We start from the raw sequence: 23,735 nt of genomic DNA on the forward strand, positions 1-23,735 counted from the left end.
GATCTGAAGCCCCTCCCCCTTAGGAGCGCTCATGCCCGTCATCGAGACAGAAGAACACAAGGCGCTGCGCGCAGCCGTCGCCTCGTTCGCGAAGAACCACCCCCGCACCCCCGGCGCCGACAGCCGCCCGTTCTGGCAGGAGGCCGCCAAGCTCGGCTACATCGGCGTCAACCTGCCGGAGGCATACGGCGGTGGTGGCGGCGGTATCACCGAACTATCCCTCGTCCTGGAGGAGATGGGCGCCGCCGGCAACCCCCTGCTGATGATGATCGTCTCCCCGGCCATCTGCGGCACCGTCATCTCCCGCTTCGGCACCGAGGCCCAGAAACGGGAGTGGCTGCCCGCCCTGGCCGACGGAAGCCGCCTGATGGCCTTCGGCATCACCGAACCCGACGCCGGCTCCAACAGTCACCGCATCACCACGACCGCACGCCGCGACGGCACCGACTGGCTCCTCACCGGCCGCAAGGTGTTCGTCTCCGGCGTCGACATCGCCGACGCCACCCTGATCGTCGGCCGCACCGAAGACGCGCGCACGGGAAAGCTCAAGCCCTGTCTGTTCATCGTCCCCCGCGACGCCGAGGGCTTCCGGCGGCGCCCCATCGACATGGAACTCCACTCCGTCGAGAAGCAGTTCGAGCTGGTCCTCGACGACGTACGACTGCCCGCCGACGCGCTCGTCGGTGATGAGGACGCCGGGCTGCTCCAGCTCTTCGCCGGGCTCAACCCCGAACGCATCATGACCGCCGCCTTCGCGATCGGCATGGGCCGCCACGCGCTCTCCCGCGCCGTCGAGTACGCGCGGGAGCGTACCGTCTGGAACGCCCCCATCGGCGCCCACCAGGCCATCGCGCACCCCCTCGCGCAGGCGCACATCGACCTCGAACTGGCCCGTCTGATGATGCAGAAGGCGGCCCACCTCTACGACGCCGGTGACGACACGGGCGCGGGCGAGGCCGCCAACATGGCCAAGTACGCGGCCGCCGAGGCCTGTGTGAAGGCCGTCGACCAGGCCGTGCACACCCTCGGCGGGAACGGTCTCACCCGCGAGTACGGGCTGGCCTCGCTGATAACGGCCGCGCGCGTGTCCCGTATCGCCCCGGTGAGCCGGGAGATGATTCTCAACTACGTCTCCCACCAGACCCTGGGCCTTCCCAAGTCGTACTAGGCCGTCCTGGAGGAACCATGTTCCGCAGCGAGTACGCAGACGTTCAGCCGGTCGAACTCCCCATTCACGACGCGGTGTTCGCGCGCGCCGCCGAGTTCGGGAACACCCCGGCGCTGATCGACGGCACCGACGGCACCACCCTCACCCACGAGCAGCTGGACCGGTTCCACCGGCGCGTCGCCGCCGGTCTCGCCGAGGCGGGGGTGCGCAAGGGCGACGTCCTCGCCCTGCACAGCCCCAACACCATCGCCTTCCCCACCGCCTTCTACGCGGCCACCCGCGCGGGCGCCTCCGTCACCACTGTGCACCCGCTGGCCACCGCCGAGGAGTTCGGCAAGCAGCTGAAGGACTCCGCGGCCCGCTGGATCGTCACCGTCTCGCCGCTGCTGGAGACCGCGCGGCGGGCCGCCGAACTCGCGGGCGGAGTACGGGAGATCTTCGTCTGCGACAGCGCGCCGGGACACCGCTCCCTGATCGACATGCTGGCCTCCACGGCCCCCGAGCCGGTCGTCGGGATCGACCCCGCCGAGGACGTCGCCGCCCTGCCGTACTCCTCCGGCACCACCGGCACCCCCAAGGGCGTGATGCTCACCCACCGGCAGATCGCCACCAACCTCGCCCAGCTCCAGCCGCTGATCACGGCGGGCCCCGGTGACCGCGTCCTCGCCGTGCTGCCGTTCTTCCACATCTACGGGCTGACCGCCCTGATGAACGCCCCCCTGCGGCAGGGCGCCACCGTCGTCGTGCTGCCGCGCTTCGACCTGGAGACGTTCCTCGCGGCCGTCCAGAACCACCGCATCACCGGCCTGTACGTGGCCCCGCCCATCGTGCTGGCCCTCGCCAAGCACCCCCTGGTCGACCGGTACGACCTGAGCTCGCTGCAGCACGTCATCAGCGCCGCCGCCCCCCTGGACGCGCGCCTCGCCGCCGCCTGCTCGCAGCGGCTCGGGCTGCCGCCCGTCGGCCAGGCGTACGGCATGACGGAACTCTCGCCCGGCACCCACGTCGTCCCCCTGGACGCCATGCGGGACGCGCCGCCCGGCACCGTCGGCAAGCTGATCGCCGGCACCGAGATGCGGATCGTCTCCCTCGACGACCCCGGCAAGGACCTCGGGCCCGGCGAGTCCGGCGAGATCCTCATCCGCGGGCCCCAGGTCATGAAGGGCTACCTCGGCCGCCCCGACGCCACCGCCGCGATGATCGACGCGGACGGCTGGCTGCACACCGGCGACGTCGGCCACGTCGACGGTGAGGGCTGGCTCTTCGTCGTGGACCGGGTGAAGGAGCTGATCAAGTACAAGGGCTTCCAGGTCGCCCCCGCCGAACTGGAGGCGCTGCTCCTGACCCACCCCGGCATCGCCGACGCGGCCGTCATCGGCGTCTACGACGAGGACGGCAACGAGGTCCCGCACGCCCACGTCGTCCGTCAGCCGTCCGCCCCGGGGCTCGCCGAGGGCGAGGTCATGATGTACGTGGCCGAGCGCGTCGCCCCGTACAAGCGGGTCCGGCACGTCACCTTCCTCGACGCCGTCCCCCGCGCCGCCTCCGGAAAGATCCTGCGCCGTGAACTCCGCGCGGCGCATAAGGAGCCCTCGTGACCCTGATCGGCCACGCCCGCGCGCGGGGTGTCGAAACGCTCAGTCTCGACGCCCCGGAGCGCCGCAACGCCCTGTCCGCCGCCCTCGTCGGGGAACTGGCCGAGGCACTGACCGGCGCCGGCCGGGACACCGGCGTGCGCGCGGTGGTCCTCACCCACACCGGCACCACCTTCAGCGCGGGCGCCGACCTGCGCGACCCCCCTCCCCCCGAGGCCCTGGTGGGCCTGCTGCGGCAGATCGTCGAGCTGCCGAAACCGGTCGTCGCGCGGGTCACCGGACACGTCCGCGCGGGCGGTCTCGGCCTGCTCGCCGCCTGCGACATCGCCGTCGCCTCCCACGCGGCGACCTTCGCCTTCACCGAGGTCCGCATCGGGGTCGCCCCCGCCGTCATCTCCCTGCCGCTGCTGCCCCGCACCGACCCGCGCGCGCTGGCCCGCTACTACCTCACCGGCGAACGCCTCGGCACCGACGAAGCCGTCCGCATCGGGCTGCTCACCGCCGCCGGTGACGACGTGGACGAGACGCTCGCGCCCCTCCTCGACGGCCTGCGCAGATCCGCCCCCGAGGCCCTGGCCGAGACGAAACGGCTGCTCACGACTAGGGTGCTGGAAACCTTCGACCGGGACGCCGCCCACCTGACGGCGCTCTCGGCCCGCCTCTTCGCCTCCGCCCCCGCGCGCGAGGGGATGACGGCCTTCCTCGAACGACGGGATCCGGAATGGGTGGTGTGAGCGCGGCGGCCGACCGCGGTGAACGCGTCCCCAAGCAGGACCGCAGCCGGGCCACCCGGCAGCGCCTCCTGGAGGCCGCCGTGGCCTGCCTCGCCGAACGCGGCTGGGCGGGCTCCACGGTCCTCGTCGTCGCCGAGCGCGCCGGTGTCTCCCGGGGGGCGGCCCAGCACCACTTCCCGACCCGCGAGGACCTGTTCACGGCCGCCGTCGAGTACGTCGCCGAGGAACGCTCCACCGCGCTGCGCGCGCTCTTCCCCGAGGGCGCGGCCGCCGGTGACCGCCGCGCGGTGGTCACCGCCCTGGTCGACCTCTACACCGGGCCCCTGTTCCGCGCCGCCCTGCACCTGTGGGTCGCCGCCTCCGACGAGGAACAGCTGCGGCCCCGCGTGACCGAACTGGAGGCGCGGGTCGGCCGGGAGTCCCACCGCATCGCCGTCGACCTCCTGGGCGCCGACGAGTCCCGCCCCGGCGTCCGCGAGAGCGTCCAGGGCCTCCTCGACATGGCCCGCGGCCTGGGTCTGGCCAACCTCCTCACCGACGACACGGCCCGCCGCGAACGGGTGGTGGGGCAGTGGGCGGCACTCCTCGAGGGGGCACTGGACGAGGCCCCGGGCTGAGGCGGGCAAGCCCTCACGGGCTCAGCCGCTCCACCCTCCAGCCCCCGTCGGCCCGTGCCACGTACCGCAGGCGGTCGTGCAGGCGGTTCTCCCGGCCCTGCCAGAACTCCACCGCCTGCGGGGCCACCCGGAAACCGCCCCAGTGCGGCGGCACCGGCACCTGCTCGCCCTCCGGATAGCGGGCCGCGAGCTCCGCGTACGCCGTGTCCAGCTCCGTACGGTCCGCGAGCACCGAGGACTGGCCGCTCGCCCAGGCGCCCAGCTGCGAGCCGTGCGGCCGGGTGCGGAAGTAGGCGGCCGTCTCGTCCCGGCCGGTGCGCACCGCGACCCCGGTGACGATGACCTGCCGGGCCATCGGATGCCACGGGAACAGCAGCGAGACGTACGGGTTCCCGGCCAGCTCGCGCCCCTTGCGGGAGTCGTAGTTCGTGTAGAACACGAACCCCTGCTCGTCGAAGTGCTTCAGCAGTACCGTGCGGGAGCTGGGCCGGCCCTGCGCGTCCGCCGTGGAGACGACCATGGCGTTCGGTTCGAACAGCCCGCCGTCCGTCGCGGCCTGCTTGAACCAGCGCGCGAACTGCTCGACGGGGGTGGCGGCCAGATCGGTCTCGGAAAGCCCCTCGGCCCGGTACTGCTTGCGCATCGAGGCGAGAGCGAGGGGGACGGAGTCTCGGTCGGTCACGCCGTCATCCTGCCGCATGGAGGGATCCCGTGGGGACCCGGTGCCCATGGTCCCGTATGGCACTGAGTGTCGTGAACCCTCCCGAAAAATGGCACTCAGGGATATCGTGCTGACACGGAGCAGGTTGGGTGGCCGCCCACCGGGCATCACAGGAGTGACCGGTGGTGTTCCGGACCGCGAGTCCTCGCAGGGGACCGCGGAGCCGACGGGCACCCGCCCCGCTCCCGTCGACCGGCCCGCACGAGGCCGCCCCCCACGACAACACCCCCCGCACCCCCTGCAACGACACCCCCCACGACAACATCATCCGTCGCCCACACCATGAGGAGCCGCCTGATGTCCGACTTCGTACCCGGGCTCGAAGGAGTCGTCGCGTTCGAGACGGAGATCGCCGAACCGGACAAGGAGGGCGGGGCTCTCCGGTACCGGGGCGTCGACATCGAGGATCTGGTCGGGCACGTCTCCTTCGGGAACGTCTGGGGCCTGCTCGTCGACGGCGCCTTCAACCCCGGCCTGCCGCCCGCCGAGCCGTTCCCGATCCCCGTCCACTCCGGTGACGTCCGCGTCGACGTCCAGTCCGCACTCGCCCTGCTGGGCCCCGTCTGGGGCCTGAAACCGCTCCTCGACATCGACGCCGAGCAGGCCCGTGAGGACCTCGCCCGCGCCGCCGTCATGGCCCTCTCCTACGTCGCCCAGTCCGCGCGCGGCCGGGGACGTCCCATGGTCCCGCAGGGGGAGATCGACAAGGCGCGCTCCATCGTCGAACGCTTCATGATCCGCTGGCGCGGCGAACCCGACCCCCAGCACGTCGCCGCCGTCGACGCGTACTGGACCTCGGCCGCCGAGCACGGCATGAACGCCTCCACCTTCACGGCCCGCGTCATCGCCTCCACCGGCGCGGACGTGGCCGCGGCCCTCTCGGGCGCCGTCGGCGCCATGTCGGGACCGCTGCACGGCGGAGCCCCCTCACGGGTGCTCGGCATGATCGAGGAGATCGAGCGCACGGGCGACGCCGAGGCGTACGTGAAGCAGGCCCTTGACAGGGGCGAACGCCTCATGGGCTTCGGTCACCGCGTCTACCGCGCCGAGGACCCGCGCGCCCGTGTCCTGCGCCGCACCGCGCGCGACCTGGGGGCCCCGCGCTTCGAGGTCGCCGAGGCCCTGGAGAAGGCCGCCCTGGCCGAACTCCACGCCCGCCGTCCCGACCGCGTCCTGGCCACCAACGTCGAGTTCTGGGCCGCCATCGTCCTCGACTTCGCCGAGGTTCCGGCCCACATGTTCACCTCGATGTTCACCTGCGCCCGTACCGCGGGCTGGTCGGCCCACATCCTGGAGCAGAAGCGCACCGGCCGCCTGGTCCGCCCCTCCGCCCACTACATCGGCCCCGGCAGCCGCGGCCTGCACGAGATCGAGGGTTACGCGGACCTCGCCCGCTGAGCGCGAGAGCCCCGGGGTCCCGGGGTTCAGGGCCCCGGGGCCCTGAACCCCCGAGAAACGCAGACGACCCGCGAGTCTGGTCCTCCGAAGGAGGGGCCGGCCGGACGTACCGGCGACTCGCGGGTCGGGCGACTGCGTTGGGTTAGGCCGGTTGCGTGTATCTCGCACACGCCGGTCCGGCGCCGAACCGAGTACGGCGACGGGCTACTGGCCCGCAGCCACCTCTTCCGTCCGGTATGCATACATCTGCCGAACCACCTCCTTTCCGAAGTACCGCCAGCCTAAGAAGCGATCCCCTCCGGAGCAACCACTTTTTTCGGTGGTCCCGGAGTGCCGGCGGCGGCCCCGGTGGCGGCCGGTGCGGTCAGACGCCGAGCAGCTGCTTCAGCGGGTCGATGGCGAAGTAGACGAGGAAGAGCCCCGCGGTGCTCCACAGCAGCCAGTGCACCTCGCGGCCCTTGCCCAGGAAGGCCTTGATGACCACGTAGGAGATGAAGCCGGCGCCGATGCCGTTGCTGATGGAGTAGGTGAACGGCATGACCACGACGGTCAGGAAGGCGGGGACGGCGAGCTCGAAGCGGTCCCAGTCGATGTGCCTGACCTGCGTCATCATCAGGAAGCCCACCGCGATCAGGGCGGGGGCCGCGGCCTGCATCGGCACGAGGGTGAGCAGGGGGGTGAAGAAGAGGGCGAGAGCGAACAGGCCGCCGGTGACGAGGTTGGCGAAGCCGGTCCGGGCACCCTCGCCGACACCGGCGGCGGACTCGATGTAGGTGGTGGCGGACGAGGACGAGGAGACACCGCCCGCGACGGCCGCCGCACTGTCGATGAACAGGACCCGGCCCAGACCGGGGACCTGCCCGTGCTCGTCGAGCAGCCCGGCCTCGGCGGTGACACCGACGACGGTGCCCATCGTGTCGAAGAAGTCGGACAGGATGAGCGTGAAGATCAGCAGGACGATGGTGAGCACGCCGATCTGACCGAACGCACCGAACAGGTCGAACTTCCCCAGGAGCCCGAAGTCGGGCGCGGCGACGGGGGTGCCGGGCAGCTCGGGGGAGGTGAGGCCCCAGCTCTTGACGTCGGCGAACTCGTTGACGACGACGGCGAACACCGTCATCGCCAGGATGCTGATGAGGATGGCGCCCCGCACCTTGCGGGCCATGAGGACGAACGTCAGCAGCACACCCAGGCAGAACACGAGCATGGGCCAGCCGGTGAGGGTGCCGGTGCCGAGCTGGACGGGCACGGTGGTGTTCGCGGCGTCCGGGATGCGCGAGACGAACCCGGCGTCCACGAAGCCGATGAAGGCGATGAACATGCCGATGCCGACGCTGATCGCCTGCTTGAGCGGCTGCGGGATGGCGTGCATGACGGCCTCGCGCAGACCGGTCAGCACCAGCACACAGATCAGCAGACCCTCGAGCACGACCAGACCCATCGCGTCTTCCCAGGCCATCAGGGGAGCGATCTGGAAGGCGACGACGGCGTTGAGACCCAGACCCGCGGCCAGGGCGAGCGGCAGGTTGCCGGCCACACCCATGATCACGGTCATCACGGCGGCCACCAGGGCGGTGGCGGTCGCCAGCTGGGGGGCGCTCAGGGTCTGGCCGAACTTGTCCTCGGTGCTGCCCAGGATGATGGGGTTCAGCACCAGGATGTAGGCCATCGTGAAGAACGTGGCGAAGCCACCGCGTATCTCCCTGGCGTAGGTCGAGCCGCGTTCGCTGATGCGGAAGAACCGGTCGAGCGGGCCGTGGGCTCTGGCAGGCGCCGGGTCGGCCGGGTCGGTCGTGAGGGTTTGCATGGGTCGGGTCTCCTGGGCGAGCAGGTGCGGGGAAGCGTGACGGCAGCCGCCGGACGCGTGCGGCGTCGGGAATTTCGAGAAAAACGAAATCCGGACGCACCCGCGGCAGACCGCCAGCGGATTCTACGAACCAGCGCTATTTCCTCAAGGCCTTTGAGGAAAAGAGGAGTTGATTCCCTAGTTGGCCTTCCGTCGGTTCCTACAGAATTCGCGGCGACCTTCCCGTCATAACGGGAGGCAGGCGACAGGAGGGCATGGTTCTCACGGTGGGTCACTCCCTACTCTCGGTGCGTGAACTCACCGCTCCCCTTCAACGCGCGCGCCGCCCGGACCCTGCGCGGGAAGGTCGGGATGGCCCCCGGCCACGTCGCCTACGGCATGCGCGCCTCCTACGGACTGACCCACATCACCCCCGACCACATCACCGCGTGGGAGCGCGGCGTCGCCCTGCCCACCGCCACCGAACTCACCGCTCTGGCCGGCGCACTGTGGTGCTCCCCGAGCGACCTCATGGGTGCTCCCCGCACCCTGCGGGAACACCGGATCGCCAGTGGATTCGCCGCCGAGGACGTCGCCCGCGTCACCAGCCTGAGACTTCACGACTACCTCCACATGGAGGAAACCGGCCGATGGGCCGGTGACCGGAGGCAGTCGGCCAAACTGGGCGCCCTTCTCAGGCTCCCCCCGAGGGACTTCGTCGCCATCACCGGCGGGGAGGCGGAACTCACCCGGCTGCTCGCCGAGGCCGTCTCCACCCGCTGGCAGGCCCACATCCGCGACATCGCCCGCCTTCTCTCGATGGAGCGCCGCGAGCTGCAGGACCCGCTGCGCGCCATGCACGCCGAGTACCAGACCCTCATGGCGGCCACCCTCAGCAGGGGCGGCGGCGCCAACACCTCCGGCGAGCAGGGGCGGCGCTACCTCGACGACATCGTGGACCACTTCTGGTCCCGTTTCCCGGAGGGGTGACGCCGCCTGCCGCCCGCGCGTGCGGACGCCGTACCGGGCCGGCCGTGCCACAGCGCCGCGACGCTGCGGCACGGCCGCCGCGGTGCTGCCGGGGCGGTACGGCGGTTCCTTCGACGATTTCCTCGATGTTGCGGGAATCCGATGTGCGCCGGGTCACGTTCAAGTTGAATGATGGCAAGTGAGCCGACCGATGTGCCGTACATGCGGACACAGCCTGCAGGGGGTCCAGGTGAGCGCTTCCCGGCGTAGTGGGGCCACCGACGAGCTGGGGCCCGACGAGCCCGGGCGGGAGAACCCGGCCGGGTCCGATCTGCTGGCCGCGTTGCTGGACGGCATGGACGCCGCCCTGTGCGCCCTCGACGCGGACGGGGTGGTGACGCACTGGAACCGGGAGGCGGAGCGCGTCCTCGGCTGGACCGCGGCCGAGGCGGTGGGCCGGCCGGGGTTCGCCGGATGGGCGGTGCGCGGCGCCGACGCCGCGGAGGTGGAGGCGCGGCTGATGTCGGCCATGGGCGCGCCGGGCCGGCAGGTGCACGAGTTCGCACTGCTGACGAAGGACGGCGGCCGGGTGCTGGTGCGGACGCAGTCCGCGGCCGTGCGCGGGCCGGACGGGAAGCCGGCGGGCGTGTACTGCGCGTTCAGCGAGGTGCACGCGCAGATCGACCTGGAGCGGTCGATCGCGCTGAGCGAGGCGCTGCTGGAGGACGCGAGCTGGGGCGTCGTGCTCGTCGACGCCGATCTGCGGCCCGCCGTGGTGAACCCGCACGCGGCCCGCGCGCTCGGCACGGGACGCGGGTCGGTGCTGGGGCGGCCGCTCGGGGAGCTGCTGTCGCAGGGGGTGGAGGAGCTGGAGAGCGCGCTCACCCATGTGCTGGCCGAGGGCGCCCCGCCCGCGCCCGCCGACATCTGGGTGAGCGTGCGGGAACCGGAGGGCGAACGGCGGCGCTGCTGGCGGTGCGGATTCGTGCGGCTGTCGTCGCCGCTGGCGGAGGAGCCGGTGCCGCTCGGCGTGGGCTGGCTGTTCCAGGACGTGACCGAGTCCCGGCAGGGCGAGCAGGAGGCCTCGCTGCTGCGGTTCCGCGCACAGCAGCTGCACCGGGCGGCGCGGGCGGCGGCCGAGTGCGAGGACCCGGCGGAGGCGGTCACCGTCCACCTGGACTTCGCGCTGGCCGGATTCGCCGACCACGCGCTGATCGACCGGGTGGCCGACCGGGGGCCCGACGGGACGGCGGGCGAGAGGGAGGGCGCCGGGCGGGTCCGGCTGGTGCGGATCGCGGCCACCCCCTCCGGGGCGCCGGGGCCGAGCAGACTGGCCGGGCGGGCGGGGCTGCCGGTGCGGTACCGCGAGGGGCATCCGGCGCTGCAGTGCGTGGAGCGGGCCGGCTCGGTGCGGGCCGACGCGGGGGCGGTGCCGGCGGAGGAGGCACGGGTGTGGGCGGTGTCCCGGCAGTGGCCGGCGGACGCGGCACACGCCCTGTGCACGGTGCTGCGCAGCCGCGGCCGGACGCTGGGTGCCGTGACGTTTCTGCGCGGCCCGGGCCGGAACGCGTTCGAACGCTCCGACGCGATGTACGCGGAGGACGTGGCCGCACGCATCGCCACGGCCCTGGACCTGGCGGGAGCCACCGGGCGGCGGGAATGACCGGAGCGGCGGGAGCGACCGGGCGCCCGGGGCGACGGCGGGTTCTCAGCGCCGGTAGAAGATCCGGTCGGCGTATTGGTCCATGACGCGGCCGTTCCAGTCGTGGCCGCCGTCGACGTTGCCGGAGCGCAGGAGCGGGGGCTCGATGCCCCGGTCGGCCAGGGTGGCGGCGGCGGTGGCCACGACCGCCTGGAGCAGGGCCGTGGTGACGACCGTGGAGGCGGGGGCGAAGGGGGCGGGGACGTTGTCCAGGGTGAGTTCCGCGTCGCCGACCGCGATCTTGGAGTCCAGGACGAGGTCGCAGTGGTCCTTCAGGTACGTCCCCGACACGTGCCGGGACGTCGTCTGTGCCGCGTACGCCACCGAGGTCACACCGATGACCTTCATGCCCAGGGCGCGGGCGTTCACGGCCATCTCCACCGGGAGCGCGTTGCGCCCGGACAGGGAGACGATCACCAGGGCGTCGCCCGCGCGGGCCGGTGACGCGTCGAGCACGGCGCTCGCGAGGCCGTCGACGCGTTCGAGGGCGGAGCCGAGGGTGGCCGGCATCACGTCGACGCCGACGACCCCCGGGACGGCGAGCAGGTTCATCAGGGCGAGTCCGCCCGCACGGTAGACGACGTCCTGCGCGGCGAGCGAGGAGTGGCCGGCGCCGAAGGCGAAGAGGCGTCCGCCGTCCGCGACCGTGTCCGCGAGCAGGGCGCCCGCGGCCGCCACGGAGTCGGCCTCCTCGTCGCGGACCCGGTGCAGCAGGTCGATCGCGGCGTCGAGGAACCGGTCGGCCGGCGTACGGTCGCTCATGGAGGACCATCCCTTCGGGGTGGGCTGCTGCGGATCACCGTGCGGTCCGGACCAGTGCCGTGTCAACAGGGCGGCAAGGGCCCGGGCGGACCCCCTGGCAGCCCGTACCGCCCGGCGAACGCCCGGCGTTTCCACGGCGTGCCCCGGTTGTCGGCGCGATGGGTCAGAATTGAGTCCAGGGCCAGCACATGCGCCGGTGAGCCGTCCAGCCTCCGGCAGAGCCAATCGCAGATCTCATCGAGGGGCATGTATGTCCGGACTGATCGACACCACGGAGATGTATCTCCGCACCATCCTCGAGCTGGAGGAGGAAGGCGTGGTGCCCATGCGCGCCCGGATCGCCGAGCGGCTCGACCAGAGCGGGCCGACGGTCAGCCAGACGGTGGCCCGGATGGAACGTGACGGCCTGGTGTCCGTCGCCAGCGACCGGCATCTGGAGCTGACGGACGAGGGCCGCCGGCTGGCCACCCGGGTGATGCGCAAGCACCGCCTCGCCGAGTGTCTGCTCGTCGACGTGATCGGCCTGGAGTGGGAGCAGGTGCACGCCGAGGCCTGCCGCTGGGAGCACGTGATGAGCGAGGCCGTCGAGCGTCGCGTGCTGGAGCTGCTGCGGCACCCGACCGAGTCGCCCTACGGCAACCCGATCCCGGGCCTGGAGGAGCTGGGCGAGAAGGACGGCGCCGTCCCGTTCCTGGACGAGGGCATGGTCTCCCTGGCCGATCTCGACCCGGGGGCCGAGGGCAAGACGGTCGTGGTGCGCCGGATCGGCGAGCCGATCCAGACGGACGCGCAGCTGATGTACACGCTGCGCCGCGCGGGCGTGCAGCCCGGATCGGTGGTCAGTGTGACGGAGTCGGCGGGCGGTGTGCTGGTGGGCAGCGGCGGCGAGGCGGCCGAACTGGAGAGGGACGTCGCCTCCCACGTGTTCGTCGCCAAGCCCTAGGACCGGGGGCCTGTCGCCGCATCGCCTCGTCGTCCCTCGCCGCATCACCGGCGTGAACCCCAACTCGTCTGGCCCGGTAGGGAGTTGGGGTTCCGACGCGATCGCGCCGAATCCGAGATCCACTGCGCCGAAGTGCAGCGCTCACCGGGTTCACGTGCGAGGCTGTCGCGTGAGGCATATGACGCGAGGGGCTCTTGGCCGGGCCCGGCACGATGTCGCCCGGCCGGGGAGGGGCGGAGGATGTGCCGTGCGTACGCGAGGGGCCCCGGCGCCGTGCGGCGCCGGGGCCTGCCCTCCCCGGTGCTGACCCGGAGCCCCGAGCTCCCAGGGTCATCTCCCTCGAACCGTTTTCCCCGAGCGGTTCGCCCCCCGCTGAAGATCTCCCCTCGGCTCCGGCGATCAATCCTCGAGGGATGTCACTCGATCGAGGGGTGTTGGCGACGGGAACGGGGTTCTCGAAAGCGCATTCGATAACCTGTGTGGGGCGGCAACAGCAGGCAGGGCAAGCAGCACGGCAGGCAGCGAGCTTGGGGGGTGCCAACACGATGGCGCGACGCATCGACGTGACGGGGGCGGACGGCGTACGGCTCGCCGCCTGGGAGTTCGGCGATCCCCCCAAGGGCGCCGGCGACCCGGCGGAGCACGCCGCCGGGAACACGGGCGTGCTGCTGTTGCACGGACTCATGGGACGGGCCTCGCACTGGGCGTCCACCGCCCGCTGGCTCTCCGAGCGGTACCGGGCCGTCGCCCTCGACCAGCGTGGCCACGGCCGCAGCGACAAGCCCGCACAGGCCTCGTTCACCCGGGACGCCTATGTCGACGACACCGAGGCCGCCCTGGAGCAGCTGGGGCTCGGCCCGACCGTCCTCATCGGCCACGCGATGGGCGCGCTGACCGCCTGGCAGCTGGCCGCCAAGCGGCCGGACCTGGTGCGCGGGGTGATCATCTGCGACATGCGGGCCTCCGCGCTCGGGGCCGCCTCGCAGCGCGAGTGGGCCCAGTGGTTCACCGCCTGGCCCCTCCCGTTCGCCACGCTCGCCGACGTACGCAAGTGGTTCGGCGAGGACGACCCCTGGGTGGAGCGGCCGAACCCGGCCCGCGGTGAGTTCTACGCCGAGGTGATGGCCGAGTCCTCCGACGGGTGGCGGCCGGTCTTCGACCCGGACCAGATGCTCCGCTCCCGCGAGACCTGGGTCTACAACGCGCACTGGGAGGAGCTGGCCCAGGTGCGGTGCCCCACCCTGGTGGTCCGGGGCCTCGACGGCGAGCTGGGGCGCGCGGAGGCCCAGGAGATGGTCCGCGTCCTGCCCCGCGGCCGGTACGCGGAGGTGGCCGACGCCGGCCACCTGGTCCACTACGACCAGCCGGAGGCCTGGCGGGCGGCGATCGAGCCGTTCCTGGCCACCCTCCGGGCCGACTGAGCCCGGCCGCCCCCGCCGCCTGCCCGGGGTGCTCAGCCCTTGCCGGCCGCGGCGAGGATCTCCGGGAGGCGGCGGGCCGTGCCCGGGGCGGCGAGCCGGAGACCGGGCAGGCCGAGGGCGGCGCCGCACACCGTGCCCACCGGGAGCAGCAGCCGCGACGGACCCGCTCGGCCCGCACTCACGTTCAGCCCGATCCTGAGCGCGACGACCGGTGCGCACGGCGTTCGGCCCGACCGTGAGCGCGACGACCGGTGCGCACGGCACGGTCGCCGCCACCGTGCCGCCGAAGACCGAGATCCGGGCGAGCCCGGTCTGCCCCGGCGCTCCCGCGGGCCCCACCGGATCTACCGGATCTACCGGATCTACCGGCCCGGCCGGTTCTTGAGGTCCTGCCGGTCCTGCCGGTCCTGCCGGTCGCGGCCGCAGGCGTAGGCGAGAGGGGAGATCAGTTCCGTCGCGTCCGGCAGCCAGCGGTTCGCCGGGGTCGGCCTGCTGGCCCACTGCACGGCCCCCCTGGACCCGAACCGTGTGGGCGGCGCCGCCACGTACGCACCCTCGCCCCGCACGCTCAGATCGAGCGGGGACAGCGACCAGCCCAGGGAGCGGATCAGACCCGGCACCTTCGCCGAGGCACCGGGGAGCACGAAGAACTCCATGCGTCCGGCCGGGCTCAGGGTCACCGGACCGAGCGTCAGTTCCATCCGCTCCATCCGGGCCAGCGCCAGGAACCCGGCCGTCTCGGGGACGGAGATCGTGTCGAAGGCGTGGCCGGTGGGGATCAGGATCGAGGCCGTCGGCCACATCTGCCACATGCGGCGCACGGTGGTCGCACTGCCGGTCGCCTGGGCCGCCCAGTCCGAGCGCGTCGGGTGCGCGCCGGGTGCCGGGCACTTCGCGACGCCGCACGAGCAGCGGTGCACCCCGTCGACGGCCTCCAGCCAGGTGCCCGCGAACACGTCCCAGTGCCGCTCCTCGGTATAACGCACCGCGGTCTCCAGCAGGGTCTCTCCGCGCTGCTTCGGGATGTGTCCGGCGCCGGTGCCCGGGATCGTCTCTTCCACGACGAACACAACTACGTCCGTCACCAGGGGTTACGCCCGGGTCCATGCGCGGGGGAGGAGCACTGGCTCCGCGCCCGGGGCGCATGGGTGCATCCGCGGGGGCGCGCAAGGGGATCCACGTCCCCGGGTGGGTAGCCAGGAGTGGGCCGCCGGGCGGGGCAGCCGTCGACCGTTACCCCGGCAATCCGTACATGCCTCGCATCTTCGGCACCTCGACGGGGCATTGATCTTCAGGGCCGGAACTTTTGCTCCTGGTCGAGAGGAGTTGTCAGGAGATGCCGGGTCTCCGGCCGCGGAAGACACGTCAACTCGGTGCGCGGGCAGGCACCGCAGCCACAGGGGGTATGCCATGGCCGCAAGGCCTCTCGTCGCGCGGCAGCCGAACGAACGACTGCAGGCGCTCATCCAGGAAGCCGGGTGCTCCAACGCCGGGCTGGCCCGCAGGGTCAACCTGTGCGGTGCCGAACACGGCCTCGACCTGCGCTACGACAAGACGTCGGTGGCCCGTTGGCTCCGCGGACAGCAGCCGCGGGGCCGGGCGCCGGCGATCATCGCGGAGGCGCTCGGACGCAAACTGGGCCGCACGGTCACCATCGACGAGATCGGCATGGCCAACGGCAAGAACCTCGCGTCGGGCGTCGGTCTCCAGTTCTCGCCGACGGTCCTGGGGGCCATCGAGCAGGTCTGCGAGCTGTGGCGCAGTGACGTGGGCCGGCGGGACTTCCTGTCCGGCTCCTCCGTCGCCTCGTCCGCCCTGGTGGAGCCGAGCCGGGACTGGCTGATCTCCGCCCCCGACCCGCAGGTGGCGCGCTCGGTCGGGCCGCGGGTCGGGCGGTCCGACGTGGCGGCCGTGCGGTCGATGACGCAGGCCCTGGTGGACCTGGACCACCAGTACGGCAGCGGGCATGTGCGTCCGGTCGTCGTGCACTACCTCAACAGCGTCGTCTCGGGGCTGCTCGCGGGGTCGTACCGGGAGGCCGTGGGGCGGGAGTTGTTCGCGGCGGTCGCCCGACTGACCGAACTCGCCGGATACATGGCGATCGACACCGGGCAACCGGGCCTCGCCCAGCGCTACTACATCCAGGCGCTGCGGCTGGCCCAGGCGGCCGGCGATCGCGGCTACGGCGGGTACGTGCTCGCCGCCTCCATGAGCCATCTGGCCGCGGAACTCGGAAACCCGCGGGAGATCGCGCAGTTGGCGCGTGCCGCGCAGGAGGGCGCGCGGGGCCGGGCGACACCCCGCGCGCAGTCCATGTTCCGCGCGGCGGAGGCGCGCGGGCACGCGCTGATGGGTGACGCGCACGCCGCGCAGATCGCGGCCGGGCACGCGATCAGTGCCATGGAGGCGGCCGATCCGGCGTCGGGGGACGACCCCGTGTGGATCGCACACTTCGACGAGGCCTATCTGGCCGACGAGCTGGCGCACTGCCACCGGGACCTGGGGCAGGCCGAGGCGGCCGCGCGGTGCGCGCTCGAGGCCCTGGCCGGGCATCCGGAGTCCCGGGCGCGGCGCCGGGCGATCGGCTACGTGCTGCTGGCCACCGCGCAGGTGCAGCAGCGGGAGGTCGAGCAGGCCTGCAGCACGGGCCTGAAGGCGGTGGAACTGCTCGACGGACTCAGGTCGAACCGCGGTGCCGAGTACCTGGAGGACTTCCGGCAGAGACTGGAGCCGTATCAGGAGGAGCCGGTGGTACGGGAGTTCGGCGCCCGCGTCGCCCTCCCGGCCGCGGCGTGAACAGGGGCATGAACAGGAGCAGGGGCTGGGGCCCGAGTACTGGTGGATGTACCAGTACTCGTACGCGCGGTGGCGGTGCCCGTGGACGAACGGGGCGGGCATCGGCGGTGAACGGGAGGCCGACGCGGAGTTGACGCGGGGCGGAGGTGAAGGAGGGGACGGAAACAGCGTGGGGCGACCTGGTTCTGTTACTGCGGTCACAGGGCGGGAGCGAAGGCCCCGTGCTGCGTGGCACCGGGCTCCGGGGACCCGGTAGCGTGAGCCGACGATTCACAAGGTCCCCCATGTGTAGGAGTCCCGGTGACGCAGAGTGGACAGGGCGAGGAGCCCTCGGCGCGCCCCGCGCGCGAAGGCATCGTGCTGCCCTCCGACGGTGGCGCGCCCCTGCTGCCGGGCGGGCCGGCCGGTCCGGTCGCTCCGGGGGGTACGGGCGGGCCGGCGCCCGCCTCGGCGCCGTCCGGCGGCCAGACCTGGGGGACGCCCTGGGGACCGGAGGAGCAGCCGCCGGCCCCGACGCAGGGTCAGGGCTGGCAGTCCCCGCCCGCGCAGCAGTGGAGCCCGCAGGAACCGGCCCCCTGGGGTGCGCAGGGCCCGGCCGCGAGCGGGCCCGGCCAGGGGCAGCACGGTCCGGGGCCGCTGCCGCCCGAGGGCGGGCAGGCCCCGGTGTACGGCGCCCCCGCCTCGTACGACCCGTCCGCCCCGCTGCAGCCGCAGGACGGTTTCTCCTACGGCGTTCCCGCCGTCGACGCGTACGGCTCCGCCGCCGCGGGAGCGCTGCCCGACGGGTCGGAGGGAGCCACCCAGTTCCTGCCGCCGGTGCCCGCCGCCCCCGTGGACGAGGCTGCGACGCAGTACATACCCCCGGTGGGCCCGGGGGCGCTGCCCCCCGAGATGCCCGCCGCACACGACGCCGGGGCGACCCGGTACCCGGGCATGCCCGCGCAGGGCGCGGACGGCGGGCCGCCGCCGCCCGCCGGCAACCCCGACGCCGAGGCGACCCAGTTCATGGCCCCGGTGACCGACCGGCCCGGAGGAGCGCCGGGCGCGGCGCCGTACGGTGCTCCGGCCGAGGACGGGAACCGGCAGCCGCCCGCCGAGTTCGACAATCTCTTCCGCGGCGCGGGCGACGACCCGGGCGCGGTCGGCTCCACCCAGCAACTCCCCCGCTTCGAGCATCCGCAGCCCGCCCCCACCCCTGTCCCCGCCCCGCCCGGCCGGGGCGGTGGTGGTGGTCGGCGGGCCGCCCGTGGGGGCGACGGCGGCGGCCGGAGCGGCGGTACGGGGTCGAGGGTGCCGCTCATCGCGGCGGTCGGTGTCGGTCTCGTCGTCCTGGGCATCGGCGCGGGCGCGCTGCTCGGCAGCGGGGACGACAGCGGCAAGAAGCAGCCCGTCTCCGCCACCGCCCCCGCGAGCGAGGAACCCGAGGCCGAGGCCGAGGCATCCCCCACCGTCGATCCGGTCCGGCAGCAGGCCGAGGAGCTGGACAAGCTGCTGGCCGTCAGCGGCGACAGCCGGACCGCCGTGATCAACGCGGTGGCCGACGTGAAGGCCTGCCGCAATCTCGACCAGGCGGCCAAGGACCTGCGGGACGCGGCCGACCAGCGCAACCAGCTGGTCACCGACCTCTCCGGCATCGAGGTGGACAAGCTGCCCGACCACCAGGCACTGAGCACCGCCCTCACCAAGGCGTGGCAGGCCTCGGCGTCGGCCGACGACCACTACGCGGCCTGGGCCGACCAGGTGGCGGGCAAGAAGGGCTGCAAGAAGGGACAGGCCCGCACGACAGGTCAGACCCAGGAGGGCAACCGGGCCAGCGGCACCGCGACGGAGGAGAAGACCAAGGCGGCCGCGCTGTGGAACACGATCGCCCGGCAGCACGGCCTGACCGAGCGGCAGCCGACCCAGCTGTGACCGGTTTCTGACGGCGGAGGCGGCGAGGGCGGCGGGGCGGCGAGGGCGGCGGAGGAACAACGGAGAGGGCCGAACCGGTCGGGCGGCCTCCGTCCACACCCTGCCCCTCCGCACCCCGCCCGGTCCTCGACGCGCCCCCCGCGTCACACCACGCAGCCTCGCACCGTCACACCGCGTCGCCCCCGCGCCGTCACACCGCGCGCCCCCCGCGCGTCACACCACGCGCCCCCGCGCCGTCACACCACGTCGGCTTTGTGCAGGGTGTCCGTCACGTCGATGAAGCCCTCGCTGCCGGCCACCAGCCGCCCGTCCTTGACCTTCTGCAGTGTCACGTTGGCGTTGACCAGCCGCGGGAAGCCGACGGCGGCCAGCTTGTCCTGGAACTGCCAGCGCAGGGTGGGGGTGAGCCCGCCCGTCTCGACCTTCAGCCCCTTGTTCAGGGTCCGGGTCACGCTGCTCGAGCTCACCTCGCCGTCGCCGAGCGACTCGAGGACCTGCTTCAGCACCGTGTAGGCGATCCAGGTGGTCTGCACCCCGGTGTCGGCGGGGTCGATCCGGTTGTCGCCGAACGCCTCCTTCTTGATGACGTCCTTCATGGGGTCCCAGAGCGCGTCGCTCGACGCCGGGTACCAGCCGGTCACGTACGAGCCCTCGTACGGGCTCGACGAGCCGCCGGACGTGTTGATCGTCGTCTGGTCGACGCTGCCCATCACGGTCGCGGTGCGCACGTCGGGGTAGTCGGCGCGGGCCCGCCGGAAGGAGTCCATGAAGGTGCCGGTGCGGTCCCCGAGCGCGGGCACCACACAGCCCGGGGCCTCCGGGTCGGTGGTGCTGGTCTCCAGAGCCTGTTTCGACTGTCCCTCGTACTCGGTGGCCTCCTCCTCCGCCCGCTGGTCCGCGGTCGGCTCATGGCCGCCGGCGGACAGGCCCGAGTTGAGCAGCGGGGGCAGCTGGTCGCCCGCGATGGTGTCCGGCCGGATCAGGGTGACCGGCCCGCAGGAGTCGGCGAGGGCGCGGCCGAGACCGGCCAGCAGCGCCGGCTGGCCGCCGTTGACGGGGTAGGACAGCGGGCTGGTGAACTCGTCGGTGGTGATGCCGTAGCCGCCGATGTACGGGATGCCGGCCCCCTCGAGGGCGGGCATGAAGGCGTCGGCGTGCTGGCTGTACGAGCCGACGACCGCGACGGCGTTCTCCTTGACCGCGGTCCGGGCGCACCGCGCGGCGGCCACACTGTCGTTGCGCTCGTTGCAGGTGAGGACGTTGAGCTTGCGGCCGTTGATGCCGCCCTCGGAGTTCACCCAGCTGGCGTAGGCGCGGGCGAAAGCGGGCATGCCTGGCTTGTTGGTGGCCTTGGTCTCCTCGGGCGCCCAGGTCATGACGGTGATCGGGTCGTCGGCCGCCGAGATGCCGGGGACGACCCCGCAGCCGGCGGCGAGCGTCATCGCCGCCAGCGCGCCCGTGGTGATGACGCCGGCTCTGAACGGCCGGGAGCGGTGGCGGGAGAGGGGACTGCTGCGAAAGCGACTGCCGGTCATGCTCACGCACGATTCCCTCACATCGCCAACCCGGGGGTGACCCATGGTCGACGCGTGGTGACGCGGAAGTGAATTAAGGGGGCGGTGTGGCCTCCGGGGAAAGGAAACGTACGATCGATGACCGTGCAAGGTTCGGAGAACTCTTCCCGCCGCGGCCGTCGCTCCTCCACCATGGGCGGCATGCCACTCAACGACATGCCATGGTGGCGCTGGCGCAGCAATGTGCGCTCCGCGCTGCACATGCTCTCCGACCCCGGGTTCCAGCAGGGCGTCTGGCTGGCCGGGGTGGACGGCTACGGTGACGTCACCGACGCGGTCTACCGGCTGGTCGAGGACACCTGGCTGGACAACTGGTCCGCCGAGAAGTACGTCGGCACGATCTTCCGCGACTCCCAGGAGGCGGCGCTCGTCGACACCGCGGTGCTGCGGGTGCTGCGGATCATGCACCAGGTCGGTCCGGACGCACCGGTCACCGCCTACCTCGCGCACGAGGGATGGCCGGACGCGGTACGGGCCGCGCGGGACGCGCACGTGCGGCTGGCGGTGAGCGACGGGGAGGATCCCGACACCGCGCCGCGGACCCTCGAGGCGCTGCACATCCTTACGCGGTCCGCGTAACGGGACGGCTCCTCGTCCGTGATCCGCGTGTGGGACCCTTTCCCGCATGAGTGAGCAGCCCATTCGAACAGAGACCCCGGCCGACCAGTACGTCCTGACCCTGTCCTGCCCCGACAAGCAGGGCATCGTGCACGCCGTGTCGAGCTATCTGTTCATGACCGGTTGCAACATCGAGGACAGCCAGCAGTTCGGCGACCACGACACCGACCTGTTCTTCATGCGGGTCCACTTCTCCGCCGACGCACCGGTGACCCTGGACAAGCTGCGGGCGAGTTTCGCGGCGATCGGTGACGCGTTCCGGATGGACTGGCAGATCAACCGGGCCGACGAGAAGATGCGCGTCCTCCTGATGGTCAGCAAGTTCGGCCACTGCCTGAACGACCTGCTCTTCCGCGCCCAGATCGGCGCGCTGCCGGTGGAGATCGCCGGAGTGGTGTCCAACCACACCGACTTCGCGGAGCTGGTGGCCTCGTACAACATCCCCTTCCACCACCTGCCGGTGACGAAGGACACCAAGGCGGAGGCCGAGGCGAAGCTGCTGGAGATCGTGCGCGAGGAGGACGTCGAACTCGTCGTGCTCGCCCGCTACATGCAGGTCCTCTCGGACGACCTGTGCAAGCAGCTCTCCGGGCGGATCATCAACATCCACCACTCCTTCCTGCCGAGCTTCAAGGGCGCGAAGCCGTACCACCAGGCGCACGCCCGGGGAGTGAAGCTGATCGGCGCCACCGCGCACTACGTCACCGCCGACCTCGACGAGGGCCCGATCATCGAGCAGGAGGTCGAGCGGGTGGGGCACGGTGTCACCCCGGACCAGCTCGTCGCCGTCGGCCGCGACGTGGAGTGCCAGGCGCTGGCGCGCGCGGTGAAGTGGCACGCGGAACGCCGCATCCTGCTGAACGGGCGGCGGACGGTGGTCTTCGCCTGAGGACGGTGGTCCTCGCCTGCGGGCGGTGGCCCTCGCCCGAACCGCCGGCCGTCCGGACCCGGGGCCTCGTGCTCCGTCCGGAAGGGCCGGCGGGCCCTGCCGCCTCCTGCTACATCCTGCTCAGTGAGGCCGCCGCCAGGAGGACCTCACTGATCGCCTCCTTGTCGCCGACCTGCCCGGCGGCCGCCTCCCGCGGGGGCACGTGGCCCGCCGCCAGACGGCAGAACTCCGAACCGTCGAGGGCGATGTGGGCCACCTCGTGCTCGGCGGAGCCCCGGGCGGCGGGGGAGTCCAGCGGGATCAGCCACTCCCCGCCACCGGACCCCTCGATCTCCAGCCGCAGGCTCCGCCCCGGCGCACCGGCCGCGACCAGCCGCCGCCCGCCGGGCGCGTCCGGCCCGGAGCGGCGGCGCGCCTCCAGGACGGACGGCAGCATCCGCGCGGCCAGGTCGACCATGCGGTGCAGATGCCGTCCGGTGGGCGGATCGTACGGATAGTCCACCGCCTCGGCGATGTCCTCCGCGTGCACCCAGCACTCGAAGGCGCGGTCCAGCATCGCGTCGTGCAGCGGCAGCTCGAAGTCGCCGTACGACACCGCCATCCGCCCGGCCCGGCTGCCCGTGAAGGACACGGTCCGCACCAGGTCGTGGGTCTGCGCACGCCAGGGCGTTCGTACCGAGCGGGTGGGCGGGGAAGGGGAGGCACTCCAGTACGCCTCGGTGCGGGCCGACGGGGTGGGCCGCTCGGCCGGCAGGCCGCCGAGCGGGTCGTCCAGCCCGAGGGCGACCGCGACCAGGCCGTCGACGGTCAGCAGATGCGCGATGACCCCGGCGACCGTGGTGCGGCGGGTGGTCGCCTCGTCGGCCTCGTACCAGCGCAGCCGCACGGGTGCGTGCCACTCGGTGTCGCCGAAGTCCTGGAGCAGTGCGTCCAGCCGGGCCGTCTCGGCGTCGTAGGCGGCGGCCCAGTCGGGTACGGGGATGCGCGGCGGGCGCCGCTTGAGGCAGGACTCCAGGACGCGGGTGCGCAGCCCCGGGTTCAGATCGAGGTTCTCGGGGCGCTGCAGCAGCCCGACCGCGTCGCGCAGGCGCAGCGCCTCGTCGGCGCAGGCCCCGCAGTCGCCGAGGTGCTCCTCGACAGCCGCCGTCTCCTCCGGCGCGCAGGCGGCCAGCGCCCACGCGCCCAGCAGTGACTTCAGCACCCGGTGCTCCAGCACCAGCGGCTCGGCCGGTTGCGACGCCGGTGCCGGCCGGGGCGGCCCGCCGTCCTCACGCGTACCGTCCGCCCCGTTTCCCGGGGCCGTGGGTGTCCCCGCGGCGGCGGCGGTGGCGGTGGTGTCGTCGGACGGCTCGGGACGGTCGTCGTTCACGCCGCACCCCCGATGCCGGGCGGGGCGTCCAACTGTGCCGTCTCGGTGTCGTGAGCCGTGGCCAGCAGTTGCAGGCCCAGCCGGAGGCGGCGACGGGCCTCGTCCTCGGTGACGCCGAGGTCGGCTGCGGTCTGGTGGTAGTCGCGGCGCTGGAAGTACGCCTGCTCCAGTGCGGCCCGCAGCGGTACCGGCATGGCGTGCACGATGTAGTCCGCGCGGGCGGCCACCGAGGCGTGGCGCACCTGGCGCTCCAGCTCCTCGGCGTCGCCGGGGGAGCCGTGGGTGCTGTGGGCGAGCGCCGCCGTCCTGGTGGCGCGCAGCCGCTCGACGGCCAGTCGGTGGGTCAGCTCGGCGACCCAGGTGCGCAGCGGGCCCCGCCGGGGGTCGTAGGTGTCCGGCTGCTCCCAGACGTGGGCGAAGACCTCGCGGGTGATGCCGTCGGCGGCGTGCTCGTCGCCGAGGACGCGATGGGCGAGGCCGTGCACGAGGGAGGCGAACCGGTCGTAGAACTCACCGAGTGCCGCGGCCTCCCCGCGGGCGAGCCGCTGCTGCATCGTGCGGTCCCAGTGAGGCGGTACGTCGCTTTTCGTCATGCGGCCCTCTTCACCCCTGCTCCTCCCCGGAACCCCGGGCCGGTCGTGCCCGGGCCGGCGTGTGCCACCGACTCCATGAATCGTGTGCCCACCGACTCCATGAATGTAGTCGGCACGTCGGAGAACGCACGCCCCTTTACGGCAATGTGCGCCCCCTGCCGAGCCGCAG

The 23,735-nt window shown here is 72.8% G+C and carries 21 protein-coding genes; 13 read left to right on the top strand and 8 right to left on the bottom strand.

What is annotated here, in order from left to right; all coding sequences use genetic code 11:
- Positions 1-31: 31 nt before the first annotated feature.
- Genes PYS65_RS20370 through PYS65_RS20385 form a run of 4 tightly spaced genes read left to right on the top strand, consistent with a single transcriptional unit; the run spans position 32 to position 4,114 of the window.
- On the top strand, positions 32-1,168 hold the full coding sequence (locus PYS65_RS20370; protein ID WP_279335358.1) for an acyl-CoA dehydrogenase family protein: 1,137 nt from the start codon (positions 32-34) through the stop codon (positions 1,166-1,168).
- A 17-nt stretch (positions 1,169-1,185) separates the two neighbouring features.
- On the top strand, positions 1,186-2,766 hold the full coding sequence (locus PYS65_RS20375; RefSeq protein ID WP_279335359.1) for a 4-coumarate--CoA ligase family protein: 1,581 nt from the start codon (positions 1,186-1,188) through the stop codon (positions 2,764-2,766).
- Positions 2,763-3,497 (top strand): enoyl-CoA hydratase family protein, encoded by a 735-nt coding sequence (locus PYS65_RS20380; RefSeq protein ID WP_279335360.1) that lies wholly within the window; start codon positions 2,763-2,765, stop codon positions 3,495-3,497. The genes PYS65_RS20375 and PYS65_RS20380 overlap by 4 nt, the downstream gene beginning before the upstream one ends.
- Complete coding sequence (locus PYS65_RS20385; RefSeq protein ID WP_279335361.1) at positions 3,485-4,114, top strand: TetR/AcrR family transcriptional regulator; 630 nt, start codon at positions 3,485-3,487, stop codon at positions 4,112-4,114. Before PYS65_RS20380 ends, PYS65_RS20385 begins: the two co-directional genes overlap by 13 nt.
- A 13-nt stretch (positions 4,115-4,127) precedes the next feature.
- On the opposite strand, the gene pdxH is transcribed toward PYS65_RS20385, so the two are convergent.
- Positions 4,128-4,814: a pyridoxamine 5'-phosphate oxidase gene (gene pdxH, locus PYS65_RS20390; protein WP_279335362.1), complete on the bottom strand. Its 687-nt coding sequence runs from the start codon at positions 4,812-4,814 to the stop codon at positions 4,128-4,130.
- A gap of 318 nt (positions 4,815-5,132) precedes the next feature.
- Here pdxH and PYS65_RS20395 point away from each other — a divergent pair, with 318 nt between their 5' ends.
- Complete coding sequence (locus PYS65_RS20395) at positions 5,133-6,233, top strand: citrate synthase 2 (RefSeq protein ID WP_279335363.1); 1,101 nt, start codon at positions 5,133-5,135, stop codon at positions 6,231-6,233.
- A 364-nt stretch (positions 6,234-6,597) separates the two neighbouring features.
- On the opposite strand, the gene PYS65_RS20400 is transcribed toward PYS65_RS20395, so the two are convergent.
- A complete protein-coding gene (locus tag PYS65_RS20400; protein ID WP_279335364.1) occupies positions 6,598-8,040 on the bottom strand; it encodes an NCS2 family permease in 1,443 nt (480 codons plus the stop codon).
- Positions 8,041-8,331: 291 nt separating this feature from the next.
- On the opposite strand from PYS65_RS20400, the gene PYS65_RS20405 reads away from it, so the two are divergent.
- On the top strand, positions 8,332-9,009 hold the full coding sequence (locus PYS65_RS20405; RefSeq protein ID WP_279335366.1) for a helix-turn-helix transcriptional regulator: 678 nt from the start codon (positions 8,332-8,334) through the stop codon (positions 9,007-9,009).
- Positions 9,010-9,238: 229 nt separating this feature from the next.
- Positions 9,239-10,651: a PAS domain-containing protein gene (locus PYS65_RS20410; RefSeq protein ID WP_279335367.1), complete on the top strand. Its 1,413-nt coding sequence runs from the start codon at positions 9,239-9,241 to the stop codon at positions 10,649-10,651.
- 45 nt (positions 10,652-10,696) lie between these two features.
- Here the strand turns inward: PYS65_RS20410 and PYS65_RS20415 are convergent, their stop codons facing one another.
- A complete protein-coding gene (locus PYS65_RS20415; RefSeq protein WP_279335368.1) occupies positions 10,697-11,452 on the bottom strand; it encodes an SIS domain-containing protein in 756 nt (251 codons plus the stop codon).
- A 250-nt stretch (positions 11,453-11,702) separates the two neighbouring features.
- Between PYS65_RS20415 and PYS65_RS20420 the strand changes: the two genes are divergently transcribed.
- A complete protein-coding gene (locus PYS65_RS20420) occupies positions 11,703-12,395 on the top strand; it encodes an iron-dependent transcriptional repressor DtxR (RefSeq protein ID WP_279335369.1) in 693 nt (230 codons plus the stop codon).
- Between the two features lie 545 nt (positions 12,396-12,940).
- Positions 12,941-13,816, top strand: a complete 876-nt coding sequence (locus PYS65_RS20425; RefSeq protein WP_279335370.1) for an alpha/beta fold hydrolase — start codon at positions 12,941-12,943, stop codon at positions 13,814-13,816.
- A 32-nt stretch (positions 13,817-13,848) separates the two neighbouring features.
- On the opposite strand, the gene PYS65_RS35240 is transcribed toward PYS65_RS20425, so the two are convergent.
- Together PYS65_RS35240 and PYS65_RS20435 are read right to left on the bottom strand one after the other, a co-directional pair.
- On the bottom strand, positions 13,849-13,998 hold the full coding sequence (locus tag PYS65_RS35240; RefSeq protein WP_387035481.1) for a hypothetical protein: 150 nt from the start codon (positions 13,996-13,998) through the stop codon (positions 13,849-13,851).
- Positions 13,999-14,178: 180 nt separating this feature from the next.
- On the bottom strand, positions 14,179-14,886 hold the full coding sequence (locus PYS65_RS20435) for a bifunctional DNA primase/polymerase (RefSeq protein ID WP_279335371.1): 708 nt from the start codon (positions 14,884-14,886) through the stop codon (positions 14,179-14,181).
- A gap of 340 nt (positions 14,887-15,226) precedes the next feature.
- Between PYS65_RS20435 and PYS65_RS20440 the strand changes: the two genes are divergently transcribed.
- On the top strand, positions 15,227-16,612 hold the full coding sequence (locus PYS65_RS20440; RefSeq protein ID WP_279335372.1) for an NsdA family TPR-like regulatory protein: 1,386 nt from the start codon (positions 15,227-15,229) through the stop codon (positions 16,610-16,612).
- A gap of 300 nt (positions 16,613-16,912) precedes the next feature.
- On the top strand, positions 16,913-18,523 hold the full coding sequence (locus PYS65_RS20445) for a hypothetical protein (protein ID WP_279335373.1): 1,611 nt from the start codon (positions 16,913-16,915) through the stop codon (positions 18,521-18,523).
- 236 nt (positions 18,524-18,759) lie between these two features.
- Here PYS65_RS20445 and PYS65_RS20450 read toward each other — a convergent pair whose 3' ends face one another.
- Positions 18,760-20,058, bottom strand: a complete 1,299-nt coding sequence (locus tag PYS65_RS20450; RefSeq protein ID WP_279335374.1) for an ABC transporter substrate-binding protein — start codon at positions 20,056-20,058, stop codon at positions 18,760-18,762.
- A 117-nt stretch (positions 20,059-20,175) separates the two neighbouring features.
- Here PYS65_RS20450 and PYS65_RS20455 point away from each other — a divergent pair, with 117 nt between their 5' ends.
- Entirely contained in the window at positions 20,176-20,676 is a 501-nt protein-coding gene (locus PYS65_RS20455) for an SCO4402 family protein (RefSeq protein WP_279335375.1), read from the top strand.
- 46 nt (positions 20,677-20,722) lie between these two features.
- On the top strand, positions 20,723-21,604 hold the full coding sequence (gene purU, locus PYS65_RS20460; protein WP_279335376.1) for a formyltetrahydrofolate deformylase: 882 nt from the start codon (positions 20,723-20,725) through the stop codon (positions 21,602-21,604).
- Positions 21,605-21,713: 109 nt separating this feature from the next.
- Here purU and PYS65_RS20465 read toward each other — a convergent pair whose 3' ends face one another.
- A complete protein-coding gene (locus PYS65_RS20465) occupies positions 21,714-22,973 on the bottom strand; it encodes a maleylpyruvate isomerase N-terminal domain-containing protein (protein WP_279335377.1) in 1,260 nt (419 codons plus the stop codon).
- The gene (locus tag PYS65_RS20470; protein WP_279335378.1) at positions 22,970-23,566 is read right to left on the bottom strand and encodes a sigma-70 family RNA polymerase sigma factor; all 597 of its coding nucleotides are present in this window, start codon (positions 23,564-23,566) and stop codon (positions 22,970-22,972) included. The genes PYS65_RS20465 and PYS65_RS20470 overlap by 4 nt, the downstream gene beginning before the upstream one ends.
- Positions 23,567-23,735: the final 169 nt, after the last annotated feature.

It is taken from the genome of Streptomyces cathayae, assembly GCF_029760955.1.
Lineage (GTDB): Bacteria > Actinomycetota > Actinomycetes > Streptomycetales > Streptomycetaceae > Streptomyces > Streptomyces cathayae.

What these genes read in the sequence shown, in the direction of transcription:
- PYS65_RS20455 (WP_279335375.1), top strand. Translation starts at nt 20,176, where the DNA reads ATGACCGTGCAAGGTTCGGAGAACTCTTCCCGCCGCGGCCGTCGCTCC.
- PYS65_RS20395 (WP_279335363.1), top strand. Translation starts at nt 5,133, where the DNA reads ATGTCCGACTTCGTACCCGGGCTCGAAGGAGTCGTCGCGTTCGAGACG.
- PYS65_RS20370 (WP_279335358.1), top strand. Translation starts at nt 32, where the DNA reads ATGCCCGTCATCGAGACAGAAGAACACAAGGCGCTGCGCGCAGCCGTC.
- PYS65_RS20470 (WP_279335378.1), bottom strand. Translation starts at nt 23,566, where the DNA reads ATGACGAAAAGCGACGTACCGCCTCACTGGGACCGCACGATGCAGCAG.
- PYS65_RS20385 (WP_279335361.1), top strand. Translation starts at nt 3,485, where the DNA reads ATGGGTGGTGTGAGCGCGGCGGCCGACCGCGGTGAACGCGTCCCCAAG.
- PYS65_RS20415 (WP_279335368.1), bottom strand. Translation starts at nt 11,452, where the DNA reads ATGAGCGACCGTACGCCGGCCGACCGGTTCCTCGACGCCGCGATCGAC.
- PYS65_RS20425 (WP_279335370.1), top strand. Translation starts at nt 12,941, where the DNA reads ATGGCGCGACGCATCGACGTGACGGGGGCGGACGGCGTACGGCTCGCC.
- PYS65_RS20420 (WP_279335369.1), top strand. Translation starts at nt 11,703, where the DNA reads ATGTCCGGACTGATCGACACCACGGAGATGTATCTCCGCACCATCCTC.
- pdxH (WP_279335362.1), bottom strand. Translation starts at nt 4,814, where the DNA reads ATGCGGCAGGATGACGGCGTGACCGACCGAGACTCCGTCCCCCTCGCT.
- PYS65_RS20375 (WP_279335359.1), top strand. Translation starts at nt 1,186, where the DNA reads ATGTTCCGCAGCGAGTACGCAGACGTTCAGCCGGTCGAACTCCCCATT.
- PYS65_RS20400 (WP_279335364.1), bottom strand. Translation starts at nt 8,040, where the DNA reads ATGCAAACCCTCACGACCGACCCGGCCGACCCGGCGCCTGCCAGAGCC.
- purU (WP_279335376.1), top strand. Translation starts at nt 20,723, where the DNA reads ATGAGTGAGCAGCCCATTCGAACAGAGACCCCGGCCGACCAGTACGTC.
- PYS65_RS20450 (WP_279335374.1), bottom strand. Translation starts at nt 20,058, where the DNA reads ATGACCGGCAGTCGCTTTCGCAGCAGTCCCCTCTCCCGCCACCGCTCC.
- PYS65_RS20440 (WP_279335372.1), top strand. Translation starts at nt 15,227, where the DNA reads ATGGCCGCAAGGCCTCTCGTCGCGCGGCAGCCGAACGAACGACTGCAG.